At 58.2% G+C, this 21,654-nt stretch carries 18 protein-coding genes and 1 pseudogene; 7 read left to right on the top strand and 12 right to left on the bottom strand.

Annotated features, from left to right (window positions below; all coding sequences use genetic code 11):
• Positions 1-85 precede the first annotated feature (85 nt).
• The 4 genes from QN377_RS20650 to secA all read right to left on the bottom strand — a co-directional run bounded on the left by QN377_RS20650 (position 86) and on the right by secA (position 5,847).
• Positions 86-1,030 carry a Nudix family hydrolase gene (locus QN377_RS20650; RefSeq protein WP_095019263.1) on the bottom strand — a complete coding sequence of 315 codons (945 nt, stop codon included), beginning with the start codon at positions 1,028-1,030 and terminating at the stop codon, positions 86-88.
• Positions 1,027-1,659: a glutathione S-transferase gene (locus QN377_RS20655; RefSeq protein ID WP_095001788.1), complete on the bottom strand. Its 633-nt coding sequence runs from the start codon at positions 1,657-1,659 to the stop codon at positions 1,027-1,029. Before QN377_RS20655 ends, QN377_RS20650 begins: the two co-directional genes overlap by 4 nt.
• 101 nt (positions 1,660-1,760) lie before the next feature.
• Positions 1,761-2,978: a bifunctional glutamate N-acetyltransferase/amino-acid acetyltransferase ArgJ gene (gene argJ / locus QN377_RS20660; protein WP_095019262.1), complete on the bottom strand. Its 1,218-nt coding sequence runs from the start codon at positions 2,976-2,978 to the stop codon at positions 1,761-1,763.
• A gap of 115 nt (positions 2,979-3,093) precedes the next feature.
• Positions 3,094-5,847 (bottom strand): preprotein translocase subunit SecA, encoded by a 2,754-nt coding sequence (secA, locus tag QN377_RS20665; protein ID WP_095001790.1) that lies wholly within the window; start codon positions 5,845-5,847, stop codon positions 3,094-3,096.
• A 307-nt stretch (positions 5,848-6,154) separates the two neighbouring features.
• On the opposite strand from secA, the gene QN377_RS20670 reads away from it, so the two are divergent.
• On the top strand, positions 6,155-6,613 hold the full coding sequence (locus QN377_RS20670; RefSeq protein ID WP_095001791.1) for a DUF721 domain-containing protein: 459 nt from the start codon (positions 6,155-6,157) through the stop codon (positions 6,611-6,613).
• Positions 6,614-6,677: 64 nt separating this feature from the next.
• Here the strand turns inward: QN377_RS20670 and QN377_RS20675 are convergent, their stop codons facing one another.
• A complete protein-coding gene (locus QN377_RS20675) occupies positions 6,678-8,162 on the bottom strand; it encodes a helicase HerA-like domain-containing protein (RefSeq protein ID WP_095019261.1) in 1,485 nt (494 codons plus the stop codon).
• Between the two features lie 195 nt (positions 8,163-8,357).
• Between QN377_RS20675 and QN377_RS22910 the strand changes: the two are divergent.
• Both QN377_RS22910 and QN377_RS22915 read left to right on the top strand, forming a co-directional pair.
• A pseudogene (locus tag QN377_RS22910) lies at positions 8,358-9,392 on the top strand (cache domain-containing protein); the annotation flags it as partial.
• A 90-nt stretch (positions 9,393-9,482) separates the two neighbouring features.
• Complete coding sequence (locus tag QN377_RS22915; protein ID WP_370688598.1) at positions 9,483-10,247, top strand: methyl-accepting chemotaxis protein; 765 nt, start codon at positions 9,483-9,485, stop codon at positions 10,245-10,247.
• On the opposite strand, the gene QN377_RS20685 is transcribed toward QN377_RS22915, so the two are convergent.
• Positions 10,244-10,423: a hypothetical protein gene (locus tag QN377_RS20685; protein WP_095001794.1), complete on the bottom strand. Its 180-nt coding sequence runs from the start codon at positions 10,421-10,423 to the stop codon at positions 10,244-10,246. The genes QN377_RS22915 and QN377_RS20685 overlap by 4 nt on opposite strands.
• Before the next feature lie 63 nt (positions 10,424-10,486).
• Positions 10,487-11,335, bottom strand: coding sequence for a formyltetrahydrofolate deformylase (purU, locus tag QN377_RS20690; RefSeq protein WP_095001795.1), 849 nt, complete (start codon positions 11,333-11,335; stop codon positions 10,487-10,489).
• Positions 11,336-11,684: 349 nt separating this feature from the next.
• Here purU and mvaT point away from each other — a divergent pair, with 349 nt between their 5' ends.
• Positions 11,685-12,062: a histone-like nucleoid-structuring protein MvaT gene (gene mvaT / locus QN377_RS20695; RefSeq protein WP_048363549.1), complete on the top strand. Its 378-nt coding sequence runs from the start codon at positions 11,685-11,687 to the stop codon at positions 12,060-12,062.
• A gap of 76 nt (positions 12,063-12,138) precedes the next feature.
• Here the strand turns inward: mvaT and sbcB are convergent, their stop codons facing one another.
• The 3 genes from sbcB to QN377_RS20710 all read right to left on the bottom strand — a co-directional run bounded on the left by sbcB (position 12,139) and on the right by QN377_RS20710 (position 14,637).
• Positions 12,139-13,590: an exodeoxyribonuclease I gene (gene sbcB / locus QN377_RS20700; protein ID WP_095001796.1), complete on the bottom strand. Its 1,452-nt coding sequence runs from the start codon at positions 13,588-13,590 to the stop codon at positions 12,139-12,141.
• 67 nt (positions 13,591-13,657) lie between these two features.
• Entirely contained in the window at positions 13,658-14,017 is a 360-nt protein-coding gene (locus tag QN377_RS20705) for a PilZ domain-containing protein (RefSeq protein ID WP_095001797.1), read from the bottom strand.
• A 239-nt stretch (positions 14,018-14,256) separates the two neighbouring features.
• The gene (locus QN377_RS20710) at positions 14,257-14,637 is read right to left on the bottom strand and encodes a tetratricopeptide repeat protein (RefSeq protein ID WP_095001798.1); all 381 of its coding nucleotides are present in this window, start codon (positions 14,635-14,637) and stop codon (positions 14,257-14,259) included.
• 162 nt (positions 14,638-14,799) lie between these two features.
• On the opposite strand from QN377_RS20710, the gene pyk reads away from it, so the two are divergent.
• Positions 14,800-16,251, top strand: a complete 1,452-nt coding sequence (gene pyk / locus QN377_RS20715; RefSeq protein ID WP_088377893.1) for a pyruvate kinase — start codon at positions 14,800-14,802, stop codon at positions 16,249-16,251.
• A gap of 60 nt (positions 16,252-16,311) precedes the next feature.
• Here the strand turns inward: pyk and QN377_RS20720 are convergent, their stop codons facing one another.
• Positions 16,312-17,247: an iron-sulfur-binding ferredoxin reductase gene (locus QN377_RS20720; RefSeq protein WP_095019259.1), complete on the bottom strand. Its 936-nt coding sequence runs from the start codon at positions 17,245-17,247 to the stop codon at positions 16,312-16,314.
• A 350-nt stretch (positions 17,248-17,597) separates the two neighbouring features.
• Between QN377_RS20720 and QN377_RS20725 the strand changes: the two genes are divergently transcribed.
• Entirely contained in the window at positions 17,598-19,121 is a 1,524-nt protein-coding gene (locus QN377_RS20725; RefSeq protein WP_095001801.1) for a fumarate hydratase, read from the top strand.
• 120 nt (positions 19,122-19,241) lie between these two features.
• Here the strand turns inward: QN377_RS20725 and yiaY are convergent, their stop codons facing one another.
• Positions 19,242-20,390 (bottom strand): L-threonine dehydrogenase, encoded by a 1,149-nt coding sequence (yiaY, locus tag QN377_RS20730; protein ID WP_322212558.1) that lies wholly within the window; start codon positions 20,388-20,390, stop codon positions 19,242-19,244.
• Between the two features lie 137 nt (positions 20,391-20,527).
• Between yiaY and QN377_RS20735 the strand changes: the two genes are divergently transcribed.
• Positions 20,528-21,553, top strand: coding sequence for a DUF4917 family protein (locus QN377_RS20735; RefSeq protein ID WP_095019258.1), 1,026 nt, complete (start codon positions 20,528-20,530; stop codon positions 21,551-21,553).
• Positions 21,554-21,654 lie beyond the last annotated feature (101 nt).

Here is a 21,654-nt window from a genome sequence, read left to right on the forward strand (position 1 = left end):
AGATGTGTATAAGAGACAGGGCTCGCTCCCACAACCAACAGAACGTGCATGCCGTCGCGGGACCCGCAACAGCCTCCGAATCACATCAAACCTGCGGCCAGAACGCCCGAATACCCGCCACGCCCTGGGCACCGATCTGCCACGCCTGCTGGCGATCATCCGGGCCGAGCCCACCCAGCAAAAATACCGGCCTGCTGAAATTGGCGATCAATTGCTGCGCCTGCTCCCAGCCCAGTGGCTGTGCATCAGGGTGGGTCTGCGTCGCCAGCACCGGCGACAGGGTCACGAAGTCCACATCCATCTGTTCAGCCAGCGCCAGCTCCTCGGCGTTATGGCATGAAGCAGCCAGCCAGCGGTCTTTTGGCAATGGCCGACCCTTGGCGGCGTACTTGCGCAATTGCGCGGCCGTCAGATGCCAGCCGGCCGAAGGAAAATCCCCCAACCACTCCAACGGCCCCTTGAGCATCAACTGCGCCTTGCCGGCACACAAGCCGGTCGCGTCCACCGCCAGGTCGCGGTACTTGGGGTCGTACCCATTGGGGGCACGCAACGAAATCAGCCTGATCCCGCCTGCAATCGCCTTCTGGATACCGCGCAACAGCTCAGGGGTCTCCAGTTCATCCGGCGTAATCAGGTACTGATCGGGCAAGCGGGCAGCGCCCACAATGGGCTGATTGGCGTCAGGGAACCTGTAGTCCACCAACTCGCGCTGACTGACCCAAGCCAGTGGCTGACCTTCTACGCCATGAGGTTCGCCGGAAAACGCCGAAACTTCCCATACATCCAGCAGAACCTGCTTATCCGGATAGTCATGCTGAACCTTGATCAGAGGCCGGGCCACCTCGACCGTAATGCCCAACTCTTCTTTCAGCTCGCGCGCCAGTGCAGCTTCGACCGATTCCCCGGCCTCGACCTTGCCGCCGGGAAATTCCCACAGACCGCCCTGATGCTGAGTGTCAGCGCGACGAGCGATCAGAATGCTGCCGTCTGTGCCTCGGATAACGGCCGCAGCCACATGAACTCGTTTCACCCTTGTACTTCCTCTAATCCGGCCTGTTGCCAGGCTTTGAACGCAGGCCATTGATAAATGGCGTCGATATACGCTTGATCTTCTGCTGACAGCTCCACGCGATAAGTGCGAAGGCGCACAGCCACCGGCGCGAAAAACGCATCAGCCACACTCAACCGCCCGAACAGGTACGGCCCGCGTTCGCTGGCCACAGCACGGCACTCTGCCCACAAGGCAATGATGCGCTCAATGTCGGCCTGAGCCTCGGCCGGCATGGGTACCAGCGCCTGATCATGGCTCAAATCAAATGGCAGATTGCCCCGCAACGCAAAAAAGCCGCTGTGCATTTGCGCGCAAGCCGATCGGGCCTGGGCCCGTGCCTTGATATCTGCAGGCCATAACTGGGCCGCAGGGAAACGCTCATTCAGATATTCGGCAATCGCCAGCGAGTCAGCGATGGTGCCATGTTCGGTCTTGAGCAACGGTACTTTACCCGTTGCCGAGTGTTGCAGAATCAGTGCCCGGGTATCCGGCTGACCCAGTTTTATCAGTGTCTCGGTGTAGGCAGCACCCGCCAGATCCAGCGCCAGCGCGCCACGCAGGGACCACGAAGAGTGCAACTTGTCGCCAATGATCAGGTGGAAGCTCATACACAGACACCTTGAGAATTAGGGGGTAAATCTGATGCCCTCAAGGCATCACGGTGCTGCCCGCGCAGGATCGGCTGACAACCCCGTGATGTCGAGACGACTTAGGTACGGTACTCGGCGTTGATTTTCACGTATTCGTGGGACAGGTCAGTGGTCCAGATAGTCTCGCTGCAGGCACCACGACCCAATTCGATGCGGATGGTGATTTCTTCGCGAGCCATCACTGCCGAGCCCTGCTCTTCGGTGTAAGTGGCCGAACGGGCGCCGCCGCTGGCAATGCACACTTCACCCAGGAACACGTCAATCTTGCTGACGTCCAGATCCGGCACGCCTGCGCGGCCCACTGCAGCCAGAATGCGGCCCCAGTTCGGGTCCGAGGCAAACAGCGCGGTCTTGATCAGCGGCGAGTGTGCAACGGTGTACCCCACGTCCAGGCACTCCTGGTGATTGGCGCCGCCATTTACTTCAACGGTGACAAACTTGGTCGCACCCTCACCGTCACGCACGATGGCCTGCGCCACCTCCATGCAGACTTCCAGCACCGCCCGTTTCAACGCGGCAAACAGCGGGCCGCTGGCTTCTGTAATTTCAGGCAGGGCAGCCTTGCCGGTGGCAATCAGCATGCAGCAGTCGTTGGTCGAAGTATCGCCATCGATAGTGATGCGGTTGAACGACTTGTTCGCACCGTCGAGAAGCAGGTTTTGCAACACGTCGCGGGCAACTTTGGCGTCGGTGGCGATGTAGCCCAGCATGGTGGCCATATTTGGACGAATCATGCCCGCACCCTTGCTGATACCGGTCACGGTGATGGTTACGCCTTCATGCTCGAACTGACGGCTGGCACCCTTTGGCAGGGTGTCGGTGGTCATGATGCCGGTTGCAGCCTCGGCCCAGTTGTTCTCGGACAAATCGTCCAGCGCGGCTTGCAATGCGCCTTCGATCTTCTCGACAGGCAGCGGCTCGCCGATCACCCCGGTGGAATACGGCAGCACGGCACTGGCATCAACGCCGGTCAGTTCAGCCAGCCTGGCGCAGGTCCGGGTTGCAGCGATCAGCCCCGGCTCACCGGTACCGGCGTTGGCATTGCCCGTGTTGGTCAGCAAATAGCGAACCGGGCCTTGCACACGTTGTTTGGCCAGAATCACAGGGGCCGCGCAAAACGCATTCAGGGTGAAAACACCCGCCACGCTGGAGCCTTCGGCGCAGCGCATAATCACCACGTCCTTGCGCCCTGCGCGCTTGATACCGGCAGAAGCGATACCCAGTTCAAAACCGGCCACCGGGTGCAAAACAGGCAAAGGACCAAGACCAACAGCCATGACGCGCTCCTAAAAAGTTCTGTGCGCCGCCGCAAAAGGACGGGAATTCAATGGTAAAACGCCGCGACGGCTAATGCCGGTCGCGGCGCAGGTGTTTCAGCAGGTGAAGCGGGCTTTAGTTGATTTGCCCGTGACAGTGCTTGTATTTCTTGCCCGAGCCGCAGTGGCACAGCTCGTTGCGACCCAGCTTCTGCTCGCTACGAACAGGCTCGGTTGCCGCCACAACATCTTCGACGTCAGCACCTTGCAGCACCTGGGCCATTGCCTCCGGCTGGTCAAGGCCCGGCGCTTCAGCATGCTGGAACTGCATGCGCGAAGCCAGGTCTTCAGCTTCCTGGCGCAGGCGCGCCTCCTCTTCGACCGGGTCTTCACGACGAACCTGTACGTGGGACAACACACGGATCGAGTCGCGTTTGATCGAATCAAGCAGCTCGGAGAACAGGTTGAACGACTCGCGCTTGTACTCCTGCTTCGGGTTCTTCTGCGCATAACCGCGCAAGTGGATACCGTGGCGCAGGTGGTCCATGGTCGACAGGTGGTCTTTCCACAGGTCATCCAGAACGCGCAGCACAATCTGCTTCTCGAACGTGCGCAGTGCTTCAGCACCGGCCTGCTCTTCTTTCTCGTTGTAAGCTGCAATCAATTCAGCCAGCAGCTTCTCACGCAGGGTTTCTTCGTACAGGTGATCATCTTCGTCGAGCCATTGCTGGATCGGCAGTTTCACCCCGAAGCCGCTTTCGATGGCCGCTTCCAGACCTTTGACGTCCCACTGTTCCGGCAACGATTGTGGCGGAATATGAGCGCTTACGGTGCTGTCCAGTACATCCTTGCGGAAGTCGGCGATGGTCTCACCGATGTTGTCGGCTGCCAGCAACGTGTTACGCATGTGATAAATCACTTTACGCTGTTCGTTGTTGACGTCATCGAACTCCAGCAATTGCTTGCGGATATCGAAGTTGCGACCTTCAACCTTGCGCTGGGCCTTCTCGATCGCGTTGGTCACCATGCGGTGCTCAATCGCTTCGCCGGACTGCATGCCCAGGGCCTTCATGAAGTTCTTCACCCGATCAGAGGCGAAGATACGCATCAGGCTGTCTTCCAGCGACAGGTAGAAACGGCTGGAACCGGTGTCACCCTGACGGCCGGCACGGCCACGCAGCTGGTTGTCGATACGGCGCGATTCGTGACGCTCGGAAGCGATCACATGCAGGCCACCCGACTCCAGCACCTGCTGGTGACGTTTTTGCCAGTCGGCCTTGATCTGCGCGATCTGCTCAGGTGTCGGGTTTTCCAGGGAGGCTACTTCCACTTCCCAGTTGCCGCCCAACAGGATGTCGGTACCACGACCGGCCATGTTGGTTGCAATGGTCAACGCGCCCGGACGACCGGCCTGTGCAATGATTTCTGCTTCTTTTTCGTGGAACTTGGCGTTCAGAACCTTGTGCTCGATGCCTTCCTTCTTCAGAAGGTTGGACATGTGCTCGGAGGTTTCGATGGTTGCCGTACCCACCAGCACCGGACGACCCTTGGCCATGCAGTCCTTGATGTCGGCCACGATTGCCGCGTACTTCTCGTCCGCGGTGAGGAACACCAGGTCGTTGTAGTCTTTACGCGCCAGCGGCTTGTTCGGCGGGATGACCATTACCGACAGACCGTAGATCTGGTGGAATTCAAACGCTTCGGTGTCTGCTGTACCGGTCATGCCCGACAGCTTGTTGTACAGGCGGAAGTAGTTCTGGAAGGTGGTCGAGGCCAGGGTCTGGCTCTCTGCCTGGATATTCAGGCCTTCCTTCGCTTCGATCGCCTGGTGCAGGCCTTCGGACAGACGACGACCCGGCATGGTACGCCCAGTGTGTTCGTCGACCAGCAATACCTGACCGTCTTCAACGATGTATTCAACGTTGCGATGGAACAGCTTGTGGGCGCGCAGTGCAGCGTACACGTGGGTCAACAGGCCCAGGTTGTGCGCCGAGTACAGGCTTTCGCCTTCGGCGAGCAGGCCGATCTGGGTCAGCATGTCTTCAACGAACTGGTGACCGGCTTCGTTCAGCTCAACCTGGCGGGTCTTTTCATCGATGGTGAAATGGCCAGCCTTGGTGACTTCGCCTTCCACTTCCTCGATGTGTTGCTCAAGGCGAGGGATCAGCTTGTTGATTTCAATGTACAGCTTGGAGCTGTCTTCAGCCTGACCGGAGATGATCAGCGGAGTACGGGCTTCATCGATAAGGATGGAGTCGACTTCGTCGATTACGGCGAAATTAAGCTCGCGCTGGAATTTTTCTTCCATGCTGAAAGCCATGTTGTCACGCAGGTAATCGAAACCGAACTCGTTGTTGGTGCCGTAAGTGATATCGGCAGCATAGGCTTCGCGCTTTTCCTGAGGTGGCTGGAACGGTGTCACGACACCGACCGTAAGGCCCAGGAACTCGTAGAGCGGGCGCATCCAGTTGGCATCCCGGCGAGCCAGGTAGTCGTTCACGGTTACCACGTGAACGCCCTTGCCCGACAATGCGTTGAGGTAAACGCCCAGGGTTGCTACCAAGGTCTTGCCTTCACCCGTACGCATTTCTGCGATCATGCCTTCATGCAAGGTCATGCCGCCGATCAGCTGTACATCGAAGTGACGCATGCCCATGACACGCTTGCCGGCTTCACGGCAGACCGCAAAGGCTTCTGGCAGCAGTTGGTCGAGGGTCTCACCTTTGGCTATGCGGGCCTTGAACTCTTCGGTCTTGGCGCGCAATTGCTCATCGGTCAGGGCAACCATCTGCTCTTCGAAGGAATTGACGACCTGTACTGTCTTGAGCATGCGTTTAACTTCGCGCTCGTTCTTGCTTCCAAAAAGTTTCTTTAACAAAGGCGCAAACATATCGGCAGGATCTTCCACACATAGGGATGGAGGGCGGCCCCGAGAGTCGCCCGAGCAGCCCTGATGGCCGCATGCGAACGAGCATTCTACCCGGAAACGGCGGTGAGGAAAGTGGCGTTATTCCACGATACTGGTACTGCGTTGTAAAGGGGCCTCCCTAAAATAAGGGCTTTTTGCTGAACTTCAACCCGTTTGCACAAGAAGTTACTCATTGATTTCATAAATAAATTCAGATTTACCTTAGCCCGGACCAGTGAGAGGCAGGCATCTGCTAAGATTGCAGCTCTGTTTTATCAGGTGTTTGAACATGGCATTTCGCCCACATCCAGCACGGGCACCCTCCGTCCTGCTCCGCGAGGCCAAGCCCCTAAAAGCTATTTTCGGCCATGCCAAGCGCCTGGCACACCTGCAACGCCTGCTTGAAAGCCAGCTTCAGCCCGCTGCACGGGAGCATTGTCACGTTGCCTCATGGCGTGAAGGGAGTTTGTTGCTGATCGTGACCGACGGCCATTGGGCCACTCGCCTGCGCTATCAGCAAAAGCGCCTGCTGCGCCAACTGCAGGCATTCGACGAGTTCGCCAGCCTGACCCGCATTTTGTTCAAGGTGCAGCCGCCCACGGTACAGGCCAAGGTCGCGGGGCATACGCTGGATTTGTCCGTCGATGCCGCCCAGACCATCCAGGCAACGGCCGATGGCATTACCGACCCGGCCTTGCGCGCGGCCCTTGAACGCCTGGCCAGCCACGCGCGACCCAAACCCGACTGATCCTCCTGATCAAGCCCCATTGTGGGAGCGAGCCTGCTCGCTCCCACAGTTGCAGTCTTGTTATTTATTTGCGCTTGCTGTTACCCAGTAACGACCCCAACAGCCCGCGCACCAGCTGACGGCCCATCTGACCCGCCGCCTGACGCGCCATCGACTGCAAGGCCTTGCCTGCTGTCGTGCCCAAAAAGTCTCCCGCCTGATCAAGAAACCCCGGCTCGTGCTGTGCAGCCTGTGTCTGCGCCTGATCTTGCGGTGCCACGCCTTTGCGGGCCATGAGGATTTCATAAGCCGACTCTCGATCAACGGGCTTGTCATAACGCCCCAGCAGCGCTGAACGGCTGATCAATGCAGCCCTTTCGGCCTCCGTCAGCGGGCCTATACGCGATTGCGGTGGCGCAATCAGCACCCGCTGAACCATCGCCGGCGTGCCTTTTTCCTCAAGCATGCCCACCAGAGCCTCCCCCGTGCCCAGCTCCGTCAGTACGGCCAGCGCGCTGAATGCCGGATTGGGGCGAAAGCCGTCTGCCACAGCTTTCAGGGATTTCTGCTCTTTGGCCGTAAAGGCCCGCAGCCCGTGCTGGATACGCAACCCCAACTGTGCCAGCACCGTATCGGGCAAGTCCGCCGGTGATTGAGTGACGAAATACACCCCTACACCCTTGGAACGAATCAACCTGACCACTTGTTCCAGCCGGTCCTGCAATGCTTTTGGCGTACCGGCAAACAACAGATGCGCCTCGTCGAAAAACAGCGCCAGTAAGGGCTTGTCTGCATCGCCGCGCTCGGGCAACTGTTCGAAAAGCTCCGCCAGCAACCACAACAGGAACGTTGCGTAGACCTTGGGCGCTTCATGCACCAGGCGGCTGGCATCGAGCAGATGGATCTGCCCGCGCCCGTCGCTGGCGGGCTGCAAAATATCGTCGAGCTGCAGTGCCGGCTCACCAAACAGGGCTTCTGCACCCTGCTGCTCAAGGGTTGCCAGACGGCGCAACAACGCCTGGCTGGAGCCCGTGGTCATCAGGGCCGCGTCATCGCCAAGCACTTGTGGGTTGTCACGCAGGTGATTGAGCAGTGCCTTGAGGTCTTTAAGGTCAAGCAACAACAACCCTTCCCGATCCGCCACCTTGAAGGCGGCATAGAGGGCCGACTGCTGGCTGTCGGTCAGCTCCAGCAGGCTGCCCAGCAGCAACGGCCCCATGTCACTCAGGGTCGTGCGCAATGGGTGACCCGTCTTGCCCTGGATATCCCACAAAGTAACCGGATAGGCCTTGGGCTGGTAATTGAGCCAGGGCATTCCCGCGATCCGTTCGGCAATCTTGCCCTGGGGATTGCCGGCCGCACCCAGGCCGCACAAGTCACCCTTGATGTCGGCGGCGAAGACGGCCACCCCGGCATCACTGAACTGTTCAGCCAGCCGCTGAAGCGTAACGGTTTTACCCGTGCCCGTGGCTCCCGCCACTAAACCGTGGCGATTGGCCAGGCGCAAGGACTGCGCGATGGGCTGAGCCGAAAGGTCAGCGCCGATTACTAGAGCAGAAGAGTCAGGCATTTTGCCACCTTTGATTAATCTTTAGCGATCGCGGGTCGATACACACTGAATGCTAGACCACATAAAACCGGATTTAGCGTGGTAAAGCGGCTTGATCAACAGCCAACTTGCCCTGTTCAGGCAGTGCTGAGTAGAGCGCGCGTTTTACCAGAGTGTATGTCGCACACTTTTAGACCTTAGCGGACCCTTCAAGCCATGAATAAAAACCTGCGTTTCAGTCATAAAATCCTGCTTGCCGCGTCCCTGATCGTAATAGCCGCCTTTTCGCTATTTACGCTGTATAACGACTACTTGCAACGCAACGCCATCCGCAACAACCTGGACAACTACCTGCACGAGATGGGCAGTGTCACGGCCAATAACATTCAGACCTGGCTCGGTGGCCGGATCCTGCTGGCGCAAAACCTCGCTGAATCCATCGCCCTGACACCAGAGCCCGCCCAGGTGGCCAGCCTGCTGGAACAAAAAACCCTGAGCAGTACCTTTATGTCGGTTTATTTTGGTGACAGCCAAGGCGGATTTACCATTCGCCCTGACAGCAAGATGCCTGACGGCTACGACCCGCGCACCCGGCCCTGGTACAAGGATGCGTTCAACAGCAGCAGCTCCAGCCTGACCAAACCCTATATAGATGCTGCCACCGGACAGATGGTCATTACCATCGCGGCCCCGGTAAAAAAGGGCTCTCAAACCCTGGGTGTGGTCGGCGCCGACATGACCCTGCAAGCCATCACCGACAGCATCAACGCGCTGAATTTCAACGGCATGGGTTACGCCTTTCTGATCAATGCCGACGGCGAAATCCTGGTGCACCCGGACAAGAGCCTGGCCACCAGGAACCTGAAGGACATCTATCCGCAGGACACTCCCGCGATCACCACTGCGTTCAGCGAGATCCAGGCCAATGGCAAAACCCGGATCGTAAGTTTCACCCCGATCAAAGGGCTGGGCTCAGCCAACTGGTACATCGGCCTGTCGGTTGACAAGGAGCAGGCTTTCGCAGCGCTCAGTGAGTTCCGTACGTCGGCAATTATTGCCACGGTTATCGCCGTGGTTTCGATCATCGCCCTGCTCGGCCTGTTGATTCGCCTGCTGATGCAACCGCTGCACGTGATGACCCGCGCCATGCAGAATATTGCCGAAGGCGAAGGCGACCTGACGCGCCGCCTGATGGTGGAGTCCCAGGATGAATTCGGTACCCTGGGCAGCGCATTCAACCGTTTTGTCGAGCGCATTCACGCTTCCATCAGCGAAGTGGCCTCGGCCACCGGCCAGGTCAACGAGGTGGTCCTGCGGGTTGTCAGCGCTTCCAACTCATCGATGCTCAACTCTGACGAACAGGCCAGCCGCACCAGTAGCGTCGCCGCTGCTATCAACGAACTGGGCGCCGCCGCACAGGAGATCGCCCGCAACGCCGCCCAGGCCTCGCACCAGGCCAGCGATGCTCGCGGCCTTGCCGAGGAAGGCCAGGAAGTGGTCGAACGCAGCATCAGCTCGATGCAGAAGCTGTCGCAAATGCTTGGCACCTCCAGCGGTCATATCGAGTCGCTTAACGACAAGACGGTGAATATCGGTCAAATCCTGGAGGTGATCACCAGCATTTCCCAGCAAACCAACCTGCTGGCCCTTAACGCCGCCATTGAAGCAGCTCGTGCTGGCGAAGCCGGGCGTGGCTTTGCCGTGGTCGCCGATGAAGTGCGCAACCTGGCACACCGCACCCAGGAATCGGCGCAGCAAGTGCAGAAAATGATCGAAGAATTGCAGATCAGTGCCCGAGGCTCAGTGAGCACCATGGAAGAAAGCCAGCGTCACAGCCAGGACAGCGTGGAAATCGCCAACCGCGCGGGCGAGCGCCTGATCAGCGTGACCGAACGCATTGGTGAAATCGACGGCATGAACCAGTCTGTCGCCACGGCAACCGAGGAACAAACCTCGGTGGTCGAGTCGATCAATATGGACATTACCGAGATCAATACGCTGAATCAGGAAGGCGTCGAAAACCTTCAATCAACCCTTCGCGCGTGTTCCGATCTGGAACAGCAGGCTGCCCGCCTGAAGCATCTGGTGGGCAGTTTCAGGATTTAGGCTTCAGGCACACGCTGCATGCCTGCAGCGTCTAGCTCCTGCGCCCAAAGCTCGGCGGCACCGGGGAAGTCGGTGCCGTCCTCGGGGCTGAGGGCATCCGGGTCATAGCGACTCAGACAGCCCTCACCCAAGGTCGGTGGAGCACTGGATGTCGCCTTGTCGAGTGGATCGCTCATCACATCCTCCGCCGGCAATCCTTCGCGAGCAGGCTCGCTCCCACTGCGTTAATCAATAACCGATCAGAACACTACAGTCTTGTTGCCATGCACCAGCACGCGATCTTCAAGGTGATAACGCAAGCCACGGGCCAGTACCATTTTCTCGACATCACGGCCGAAACGCACCATATCCTCAATGCTGTCACTGTGGCTGACACGTACCACGTCCTGCTCGATGATAGGACCGGCATCCAGCTCTTCAGTCACATAATGGCAGGTTGCACCGATCAGCTTCACGCCCCGCATCGAGGCCTGGTGATAAGGCTTGGCGCCGACAAACGACGGCAGGAAGCTGTGGTGGATATTGATGACCTGGCCGGCATATTCGCTGCACAGGTCAGGTGGCAGGATTTGCATGTAACGGGCCAGTACCACCACTTCGGCAGCATGGTGCTTGACCAGACGCGAGACTTCGGCGAAAGCCGGCTCCTTGTTCTTCGGGTCAACCGGTACGTGATAGAACGGGATGCCATGCCACTCGACCATGCTGCGCAGGTCATCGTGGTTGGAGATCACACAGGAAATATCGCAGTCCAGTTCATCGCTGTGCCAGCGGTGCAGCAGATCTGCCAGGCAGTGGGATTCGCGGCTCGCCATCAATACCACGCGTTTTTTCTGCGCCGTATCGGTAATGCGCCACTCCATCGAGAACTCTTCGGCGATCGGGGCAAATGCCTCACGAAACGCCTCCAGCCCGAACGGCAGGGAATCGGCACGAATCTCGTGACGCATAAAGAACCAACCGCTCTGGTCGTCCGAGTGGTGGCTTGCTTCAGTGATCCAGCCATTGTGGGAGGCAAGGAAATTGCTGACCTTGGCGACAATGCCGACGCCGTCGGGGCACGCAATCACCAACCGAAAAGTGCGCATGAGGGGAAAACTCCAAAAACTTTACTAAGGCCGCCATTCTAGCGAGTGCGCAGCAAAACTGCAGTATTCGTTACAGCTCGGCACCTGCGCCATCGGGTCGCGCACCGAAGGTGCCACACCAGCATCGACGTGGCCTGCACTGCAATGGACGGACACTTGCCGATGTTATTGATCGTCCCTATTAACCTCACTGTAGCGCGGTGTATTTAATAGCGCGCATATTCTCGAGGGCAAAGTTAATGAATAAAATTTTAAATTAAATAGCCCTTTCATGTTTACTTGCAGTAACTGTCTGACTACTATTGCGCCACTGTCTCCCTGACATCCTTTTCAACATAAGGTTATCCTCATGTCCTTGATCAACGAATATCGTGCAACCGAAGAAGCCATCAAAGAACTGCAAGCCCGCCTGAAGAACCTGTCCGAAGACGACAAACTTCAAACCGAGCTGGAATTTGAAGGCAAACTGCGCACGCTGATGGGCGAATACCAAAAATCGCTACGCGATATCATCGCTCTGCTGGATCCGGAATCCAAAGTTAGCAAAGCACCTCGCGGCGTTGTTAAAACCACCGGCACCAAACGTGCCCGTAAGGTTAAACAATACAAAAACCCACACAATGGTGAAGTGATTGAAACCAAAGGTGGCAACCACAAAACTCTGAAAGAGTGGAAAGCCAAGTGGGGCGGCGACGTGGTTGAAGGCTGGGCTACTTTGCTCGACTAAGTGACACCGGGCCCGCAACTATTTTGCGATGCCACTAAAAAACGCCAGCATGCTGGCGTTTTTTATTGCCTGTGTTTTAGTCAGCACTCTCGGCGGGCGGGCTCAGCCCGACACGCCGGCTCAATGCCTGGGCATAGCGCTGCCATTCGCCCAGAAGCTTTAGCTGGGCCGGCGTGGCACTGCGCGACAGCTCATCTGCTGCCTGCATAAAGCTGTCCAGGGTCAAAGGCGCACCCATGGCCGGATCCGACAAACGCTGCTGGCAGAAGATATGCCAACGCTGCTGTTCTTGTTCACTCAGGGTATGTGGAAAGTTTCGGGCGCGGTATCGAAACAATAATTCGGGCAAGCGCTCATCATCAAATGGCCATGTATCTTTGGCCAATTGCTCCGGGTCACTGTGCCTGACCTGCTCACACAGTCGACGGTCTCGATCGCCAATAAACCCGTCATACAATTGCTGCTCCGGATCTTCACTGGGGGTAAAGTCTTCGCGGGCATAAATGGCCGACAACTTTTCCTGCCAAACTTGCTGAGCCTCAACAAGGCTCCGGGCTCGCGCGTGATAGAGGTCCATGTCCAGTTGCAATCGCTGTTGGTCCTGGGCACGCACTACATTCAAGGGGGCGACCACCGGGCAACGATTAACTTGAATCAGCTTTAGCCCAATGGGTAATTGACCGTCGGGTAAATCTTCACGCCGGGTATAGAGCATCTTGCGCAACGCTGCGGCGTCCATCTCCAGTAAAGGCTGAGGGTCTAAGTGCAGGTCGTAGACAATCAGAGCATTACGATTCTTTGGGTGCCAACCCAGCGGCAAGACCACACCGGCATAATGTCTGGCCGCGGAAAAACGCCCCGAGATATGCAGCATGGGCTGCAATAGCCGAATTTGATCAAGCACACGTTGTTTGCTACGCAACTGGAATAACCAGTCATATAACTTGGGTTGTTTGTCACGAATCAGCCGGGCCAGCGCAATGGTTGCCCGTACATCGGACAACGCATCGTGGGCCTGGCCATGATCAATCCCGTTAGCCGCCGTCAACCGTTCAAGCTTGAGCGTCACCCGCCCCTCTTCCTCTGGCCAGACGATGCCTTCAGGCCGCAGGGCATAGGCTGTTCGCACCACATCAATGAGGTCCCAGCGACTGTTGCCACCCTGCCATTCACGCGCATAAGGGTCGAAGAAGTTTCGGTAGAGACTGTAGCGCGTTACCTCATCATCAAAGCGCAACGAGTTGTAGCCCGCCCCGCAAGTGCCGGGCAGTGCCAGCTGGGCATGGGTGCGAGTCATGAACTCGGCTTCGCCCAGGCCCTTGTCTTCGAGACGAGCGGGCGTGATGCCGGTGATCAGGCAGGCCATGGGATGAGGGAGGATATCGTCGCTTGGCTGACAATAGAGGTTGACCGGCTGATCAATCTCGTTGAGTTCAAGGTCGGTGCGGATGCCGGCCACTTGCACCGCCCGGTCGCAGCGCGGGTTGATACCGGTGGTTTCGTAGTCGTACCAGAAGATAGAGGTCACGGGGTGTTCCTGAGCAGTAGACCCGGACAGTCTAGGCGCTCAAACCCGGGCAAGACCAGCCCCGGGGCTATGCAGAGGCTTGCAGGGGCTGGAAGCTGAAGTAGCGCTGCAAGGCACTGATCAAACCGCTGTACTCGGCGGGTGGCTGATACAGGATAAACCCGGAATCGTAATAATGCGGCGTTAGATCCTCACGGCACCACAGGCAACGCGCTGTCAGGTCGATAAACTGCACTTCCCCATCGGCACCGGGAAGCTTGATCCGAAACTCGAAATTGGCGTCGACCAACATCGGTAACTGGCTGATCAGCATCAACCCGCCATCAGACACATTGCCCAGATAGCCAATAGGCTTGTCCGTGAACCGATTGAACACTTTCAGGAAAAACGTCAGTTGGTGCCGCTGGATAAGCCGTTCGATAACCATGTTCAACTTCACTATAGAGAGGCCATTCAGCATGGCCGCGCTGGCGTCTCGAAACGCCCTGTCCCCCACATCCGGGCCAACAGTCACGTGTAGATCTGCCCGCCATCTTCACCTGAAGCTCGACATATCAAGCAGCGACAGAGCGAGTAATCCGTTTGTGTACCAAGAGAAACAAAAAACACTCGAACGAATTTGATATTAGCCAACCGGGCACAAATGACCAGTTTAAATTTCGCCCATCATGGAATGCTTACAGGCACTGCCTGGGCAGTAGTGCCGGGGCCCGGGATGAACCTGAGAATGCGCAATGTCTCGATCCGAGCCTTGGCCCGGTAGGCGTACTCGCTCTTGGGAAATTCGTTGATGATGTACTGGTAGGTCTGGGACGCATCCAGGTAAAACTTCGTACGCTCAAGGCACAGCCCACGGAGCATAGCTGTTTGTGGCCAGATGTACGGGCGACTGCGGCTGTCGCGATCAACCTCGGACAACTCAAGCATTACCGTTTCACAATTGCCCCGGTCGTAAGCACGATAGGCATTGTTCAAATGATGGTTCATCGACCAACGGGTACAGCCGGTCGCACTGGCGACCAAGATTAAAACGAGCACGATTCGCATGGGGCATCTCCTGTTCATAACAGTGTATCGACCCCACGGCCAGATTCTTCAGACAACAGACCCGATGCACCACAACTTAAGCAGAAAGTAGTGCAGAGGAACAATGACTACAGCCAAAGACCATAGTAGCCTTTGGCAGCGCTTGAACTCAGGAGTCTTTGCATGTCTGTTCGTCGAACCAAAATTGTTGCCACACTTGGCCCTGCCAGCAATTCACCGGAAATGCTGGAACAGCTGATCCTCGCTGGCCTGGACGTTGCCCGTCTGAACTTTTCCCACGGCACCCCCGACGAGCACAAGGCTCGCGCCAAGCTGGTACGTGACATCGCTGCCAAGCACGGTCGTTTCGTAGCCCTGCTGGGTGACCTGCAAGGCCCGAAAATTCGTATCGCCAAATTTGCCAACAAAAAGATCGAGCTGAAGATCGGTGATCAATTCACCTTCTCCACCAGCCATCCGTTGACCGAAGGCAACCAGCAAGTGGTCGGCATCGACTACCCGGACCTGGTTAAAGACTGCGGCGTCGGCGACGAGCTGCTGCTCGATGACGGCCGTGTGGTGATGCGTGTAGACACTGCCACCGACGACGCCCTGCACTGCACCGTGCTGATCGGCGGCCCACTGTCCGACCACAAAGGCATCAACCGTCGCGGTGGTGGCCTGACCGCACCGGCGCTGACGGAAAAAGACAAGGCCGACATCAAGCTGGCTGCCGAAATGCAAGTCGACTACCTGGCCGTGTCGTTCCCGCGTGACGCTGCCGACATGGAATACGCCCGCCAACTGCGCGACGAAGCCGGCGGTACTGCCTGGCTGGTAGCGAAGATTGAACGCGCCGAAGCCGTAGCCGATGACGAAACCCTCGACGGCCTGATCAAGGCCAGCGATGCGGTCATGGTTGCCCGTGGCGACCTGGGCGTTGAAATCGGCGATGCCGAGCTGGTGGGCATCCAGAAAAAAATCATCCTGCACGCACGTCGCCACAACAAGGCAGTGATCGTGGCAACCCAGATGATGGAGTCGATGATCCAGAACCCGATGCCAACTCGTGCCGAAGTGTCCGACGTTGCCAACGCCGTTCTCGACTACACCGACGCCGTGATGCTCTCGGCTGAAAGTGCTGCCGGTGCCTACCCGCTGGAAGCCGTGCAGGCTATGGCGCGCATCTGTGTCGGCGCTGAAAAGCACCCGACCAGCAAAACGTCCAGCCACCGTATCGGTAAAACCTTCGAAAGCTGCGACCAGAGCATTGCGCTGGCGGCCATGTACACCGCCAACCACTTCCCGGGTGTCAAAGCGATCATCGCCCTGACTGAAAGCGGCTACACCCCGCTGATCATGTCGCGCATCCGCTCCTCGGTGCCGATCTACGCCTACTCCCCGCACCGTGAAACCCAGGCGCGCGCGGCAATGTTCCGTGGCGTCTACACCGTACCGTTCGACCCGGCATCGCTGCCGCCAGAACAGGTCAGCCAGGCTGCCATCGACGAGTTGCTCAAGCGTGGCGTTGTGGAAAAAGGCGACTGGGTCATCCTGACCAAGGGCGACAGCTACCACACCATCGGCGGCACCAACGGCATGAAGATCCTGCATGTCGGCGACAAAATGGTTTAAGCCTGCAAGGTTTGAATCCCAAGCCCCGCCTGAGTGATCAGGCGGGGCTTTTTTGTGCGCCTAGCTGCGGGTCAAAAAGGCATCGGCCAACAGCTGATTACGCGGCAAGCCCGCCAGAAACAAACGTTTGGCAAAGGCATCGACCGTATCCGGGTGACCGCAGACCAAGGCACGGGTCTGGCGCGAGACAACCCCCATCTGTAACAGGTAGTCGGGCAACTGAGGGCGTTCAAGGTACTCGATCACAAATCCTGGACAAGCCGCCGACAGGGCCAGCAGTTCGTTCTGGAGGTAATGCTCAGCCTTGTCGCGGGCCACATGCACCAGCCGTATCGGGCCCTGATGATCCTGACGCAATGCCTCGCGCAATACGCCATACAAAGGCCCCAGGCCGGTACCGGATGCCAGCAGCCAGAGCGGTTGCTCCTGCCAGTCCGGATCATAACGCAGTGCGCCGCCGCGCAACTCGCCCAGCCGTACAACGTCACCGACCTTGAACTGGCGGGCCGCGTCGACAAACTCACCGGGGTGCGCACAATCAAGGTGAAACTCCAGAAAGCGGTCTTCTTCGGGCAGGCTGGCCAATGAATACGGCCGCGCCACATCGCCGGCCCACAGCACCAGATGCTGGCCTGCGCGATAACGCAAAGCCCGCTGCGGCGTGAGGCGCAAGCGCAACACCGTCGGACTGAGCCAGTCGAGCCCTGCCACTTGGGCCGGCACACCGTCGCGCAGAGGGTCAAAGGCCTCAATCTGCAGGTCTTCGACAATCTGACACTGACAGGCCAGGCGCCAGCCCTGCTCATGCTGGTCCCGACTCAATGCCTCGGGCTTGAGATCGGCGGGCTCACCACGCACGCAGCGCACCAGGCAGGCATGGCAACTGCCCGCCCGGCAACTGTAGGGCACCGACACGCCAACCTGATTCAAGGCATCGAGCAGGTTGGTGTTCGGGGCAACTGACCAGTGCTGGTCAGCGACGTGTAACTGGGGCACTGCTGGCCTCCGCAGGGTAAGCCTGTGGGAGCTGGATTGCTCTCGATGCAGGCGGCGCGGTTTTTTTGAATGACCGCGGTGATGCAATCGCGAGCAAGCCCGCTCCCACAGTTGATCTTCATATATTTCGTGGTTTTACAGTTTAACTTATCACCCCTCGTCCACCCCCTACTTTCGTTTGCACCTCTACGGGTGTATCAGTGAGAGTACCGGGTTATACTGCCGCGCCGTTTTTGTACCGGTCATGCGTGTCCGGTATGCCAAGCAAAGATGTTTTCGACAGACCGATGCACCAAGGTCGCAAACACCTTATTGATTGTATGTTCCCGTCTTATAGAGGAGCGCGACCCATGACCGTGATCAAGCAAGACGACCTGATTCAGAGCGTTGCTGACGCCCTGCAATTCATTTCCTACTACCACCCCGTGGACTTCATCCAGGCCATGCACGAAGCCTACCTGCGCGAAGAATCGCCAGCGGCCCGTGACTCGATGGCGCAAATCCTGATCAACTCGCGCATGTGTGCCACCGGCCACCGTCCGATCTGCCAGGACACCGGCATCGTCACCGTATTCGTACGCGTCGGCATGGACGTGCGCTGGGATGGTGCCACCATGGGCCTGGACGACATGATCAACGAAGGCGTGCGTCGCGCTTACAACCTGCCGGAAAACGTCCTGCGTGCTTCGATCCTGGCCGACCCGGCCGGTGCCCGTCGCAACACCAAGGACAACACCCCTGCAGTGATCCACTACTCCATCGTTCCGGGCAACACCGTGGAAGTGGACGTGGCAGCCAAGGGCGGCGGTTCCGAGAACAAGTCGAAAATGGCCATGCTCAACCCGTCCGACTCGATCGTTGACTGGGTGCTCAAGACCGTTCCGACCATGGGCGCGGGCTGGTGCCCACCGGGCATGCTGGGTATCGGCATCGGCGGCACCGCGGAAAAAGCCGCAGTGATGGCCAAGGAAGTGTTGATGGAATCCATCGACATTCACGACCTGATCAAGCGTGGCCCGAGCAACCGTATCGAAGAGATGCGCATCGAGCTGTTCGAGAAGGTCAACCAGCTGGGCATCGGCGCCCAGGGCCTGGGCGGCCTGACTACCGTGCTCGACGTAAAAATCATGGACTACCCGACCCACGCAGCGTCCCTGCCGGTGTGCATGATCCCGAACTGCGCCGCCACCCGTCACGCCCACTTCGTGCTGGACGGCTCCGGCCCGGCAGCCCTCGAAGCGCCACCGCTGGACGCCTACCCGGAAATCGTCTGGGAAGCCGGCCCGTCGGCCCGCCGTGTCAACCTTGACACCCTGACCCCGGAAGACGTACAGAGCTGGAAGCCGGGCGAGACCGTCCTGCTCAACGGCAAAATGCTCACCGGTCGCGACGCGGCGCACAAGCGCATGGTCGAAATGCTGAACAAGGGTGAAACCTTGCCGGTAGACCTCAAGGGTCGCTTTATCTACTACGTTGGCCCGGTTGATCCGGTGCGTGACGAAGTGGTTGGCCCTGCAGGCCCGACCACCGCTACGCGAATGGACAAGTTCACTCGTCAGATCCTTGATCAGACCGGCTTGCTGGGCATGATCGGCAAGTCCGAGCGCGGCCCTACCGCCATTGAAGCGATCAAGGAACACAAAGCCGTGTATCTGATGGCTGTGGGCGGTGCTGCTTACCTGGTCGCCCAGGCGATCAAAAAGTCCCGTGTAGTGGCCTTTGCCGAACTGGGCATGGAAGCGATCTACGAGTTCGATGTCAAAGACATGCCGGTTACGGTGGCAGTCGACAGTAAAGGCGAGTCGGTGCACATCACCGGCCCGGCGATCTGGCAGAAGAAAATCAGCGACAGCCTGGCTGTAGAAGTGCAATAAGCGCTTTTTAGCCAGAAATAAAAAGGCCGGGTCATTAACCCGGCCTTTTTTATGCCTGTCCAAAAGCCCCCTCACCCAGGCCCTCTCCCGGAGGGAGAGGGTTGGGGTGAGGGCAAGCCGTTAAAACGCGTTACGGAAGATCTCTTCAATCTGCCCCTGATCGCCTTTGCGCGGATTGGTAAAGCCACAGGCATCTTTCAAGGCGTTGGTGGCCAGGATCGGGATGTCATCCAGCTTGGCGCCCAAATCCCGTAGCCCGGCCGGAATCTCAACATCCTTGGCCAGAGTACGAATCGCCGCAATGGCTGCCTGCGCGCCCTCTTCCGGGCTCAAACCGCGCACATCGGCACCCAGTGCATGGGCCACATCGGTCAGGCGGGCTGCACACACACTGGCATTGAACGTCTGCACATGGGGCAACAACACCGCGTTGCATACACCGTGGGGCAAATCATAGAAGCCGCCCAACTGGTGCGCCATCGCATGCACAAAGCCCAGCGAGGCATTGTTGAAGGCCATGCCCGCGAGGAACTGTGCGTAAGCCATATTCTCCCGCGCCGTCAGATTCTTGCCGTCGCTTACCGCCTGACGCAGGTTCTGGCTGATCAGTTCCATCGCCTTGATCGCGCAGGCATCGGTAATGGGGTTGGCCGCCGTGGACACATATGCCTCGATGGCGTGGGTCAACGCGTCCATGCCCGTGGCGGCAGTCAGGCCCTTGGGCATTGCCACCATCAACTCAGGGTCGTTAACCGACAGCAGCGGCGTCACGTTGCGGTCAACAATGGCCATTTTCACATGGCGCTCTTCGTCGGTGATGATACAAAACCGCGTCATCTCACTGGCCGTGCCGGCCGTGGTATTGATCGACACCAGCGGTAACTGCGGCTTGGCCGAGCGATCGACGCCTTCGTAATCACGGATATGCCCGCCATTGGTGGCACACAGCGCTATACCCTTGGCGCAGTCATGGGGCGAGCCGCCACCCAGCGACACAATAAAGTCGCACTGATGCTCCTTGAGCACCTTCAAGCCCGCCTCGACGTTGGCAATGCTCGGGTTCGGCTTGGCGCCGTCGAAAATCACCGAATCAATATCCTGCAACGCGAGCTTCTCGGCGATCAACGTCGCAACCCCCGCCTTGGCCAACCCCGCGTCGGTCACAATCAAGGCCTTGCGAAAACCATAATTGCGAATCGCAGTCATGGCTTCATCCAGGCAACCGTTACCCATAATGTTTACAGCAGGAATAAAGAAAGTGCTGGTCATGTCGAGTCCTCTTCGCGGGTCATTGGCTAATTCGGTCTCCACAGCTTCCTCCAATCACAAAGCAGCAATGTTGATCTGGCTCAACACTTGAGCGTGATAAAGTCCGCTACCGCCCACGCCTTGAGACGATATTTGCGATGACCCCCTTCCAGGAATTTGATGCCCAACTAGAAGACTGGAACCAGTTACGCACCAGCACCCCGTGCAGCGGACTGCTGATTGGCAACGGCGCCAGCATGGCCGTGTGGCATGATTTCTATTACGACTCGCTGTTTGAAAAAGCCAAAAGCGTGGCCGAAAAGCCGCTGAGCCAGACCGAACTCAGCGTGTTCGAGGCCCTCGGCACGCGCAATTTCGAACATGTGCTCAGCGCCCTGAAAACCGCAAGCAAGGTCAACAAGGCACTGGCCATCAACTCGGCCTCGCCGCGCAAACGCTACTACGCAATCAAGGAAGCCCTGATCAACTGTACCCAGGACGTGCACATTCCCTGGCGCCTGATGCAGCCTGAGACCCTGGCCTGCTGGAACGAAGAACTGGCGCGCTACGCCACGGTGTACTGCGCCAACTATGACCTGCTGGCACCCTGGGCCGTGATGCACGCACCCAAAGGTTTCAACGACCTGTTCGGTACCCCGCAGGCAACCTTTGAGCCTGCCGCGGCACTGGCCAAAAGCAGGACTACACGTGTGCTGTACCTGCACGGCGCGCTGCACCTGGTGAAAAACCAGGAAGGCAAGGCGCGCAAGCTGGCAGCCAACCAACCCACATTGCTAAGCAACTTTGCGATCAACCACTCCATCAGCGCCCTGGACGACGTACCGCTGTTTGTCAGCGAAACCGGCAGCGAAGACAAGCGAAAATCCATTCGCCAGTCCGATTACCTGTCTTTTTGTCATGAGCAGTTGCTGACCCAGAAAGACGCGCTGTGCATCTTCGGCCACAGCTTGGGCGAGCAAGACCAGCACCTGATCGATGCCTTGCGCCAGGCACCGCTGAAAACCCTGTGCATCTCGATTTACCCGCGCAGCGAAGCCTTTATTCGCTTTCAGAAAAACCACTACACAGCGTTGTTTGCCGACAAGAAGCTTGAACTGCGCTTCTTTGATTCAAAAACCCATCCGTTGGGCGATACCAGGCACTCAGTACCTGTGGAACGGTAAACCTGTAGCCGCTGACGAGCAGCGGCAACAGGAAAAACTGCAACTGTGGGAGCGAGCCTGCTCGCGAAGGTCGTTCGCGAGCCTGTCTCTTATACACATCT

Origin of the sequence: Pseudomonas sp. CCC4.1 (assembly GCF_035019225.1) — a bacterium.
Taxonomy (GTDB): domain Bacteria; phylum Pseudomonadota; class Gammaproteobacteria; order Pseudomonadales; family Pseudomonadaceae; genus Aquipseudomonas; species Aquipseudomonas bubulae.

Excerpts from the sequence above, each read along its gene's own strand:
- QN377_RS20710 (WP_095001798.1), bottom strand. The coding sequence starts at position 14,637 with ATGCGAATCGTGCTCGTTTTAATCTTGGTCGCCAGTGCGACCGGCTGT.
- QN377_RS20670 (WP_095001791.1), top strand. The coding sequence starts at position 6,155 with ATGGCATTTCGCCCACATCCAGCACGGGCACCCTCCGTCCTGCTCCGC.
- QN377_RS20655 (WP_095001788.1), bottom strand. The coding sequence starts at position 1,659 with ATGAGCTTCCACCTGATCATTGGCGACAAGTTGCACTCTTCGTGGTCC.
- argJ (WP_095019262.1), bottom strand. The coding sequence starts at position 2,978 with ATGGCTGTTGGTCTTGGTCCTTTGCCTGTTTTGCACCCGGTGGCCGGT.
- purU (WP_095001795.1), bottom strand. The coding sequence starts at position 11,335 with ATGCGCACTTTTCGGTTGGTGATTGCGTGCCCCGACGGCGTCGGCATT.
- QN377_RS20735 (WP_095019258.1), top strand. The coding sequence starts at position 20,528 with ATGACCCCCTTCCAGGAATTTGATGCCCAACTAGAAGACTGGAACCAG.
- QN377_RS22915 (WP_370688598.1), top strand. The coding sequence starts at position 9,483 with ATGCTCAACTCTGACGAACAGGCCAGCCGCACCAGTAGCGTCGCCGCT.
- yiaY (WP_322212558.1), bottom strand. The coding sequence starts at position 20,390 with ATGACCAGCACTTTCTTTATTCCTGCTGTAAACATTATGGGTAACGGT.
- QN377_RS20675 (WP_095019261.1), bottom strand. The coding sequence starts at position 8,162 with ATGCCTGACTCTTCTGCTCTAGTAATCGGCGCTGACCTTTCGGCTCAG.
- pyk (WP_088377893.1), top strand. The coding sequence starts at position 14,800 with ATGTCTGTTCGTCGAACCAAAATTGTTGCCACACTTGGCCCTGCCAGC.
- QN377_RS20705 (WP_095001797.1), bottom strand. The coding sequence starts at position 14,017 with ATGGTTATCGAACGGCTTATCCAGCGGCACCAACTGACGTTTTTCCTG.
- secA (WP_095001790.1), bottom strand. The coding sequence starts at position 5,847 with ATGTTTGCGCCTTTGTTAAAGAAACTTTTTGGAAGCAAGAACGAGCGC.
- mvaT (WP_048363549.1), top strand. The coding sequence starts at position 11,685 with ATGTCCTTGATCAACGAATATCGTGCAACCGAAGAAGCCATCAAAGAA.
- QN377_RS20685 (WP_095001794.1), bottom strand. The coding sequence starts at position 10,423 with ATGAGCGATCCACTCGACAAGGCGACATCCAGTGCTCCACCGACCTTG.
- QN377_RS20725 (WP_095001801.1), top strand. The coding sequence starts at position 17,598 with ATGACCGTGATCAAGCAAGACGACCTGATTCAGAGCGTTGCTGACGCC.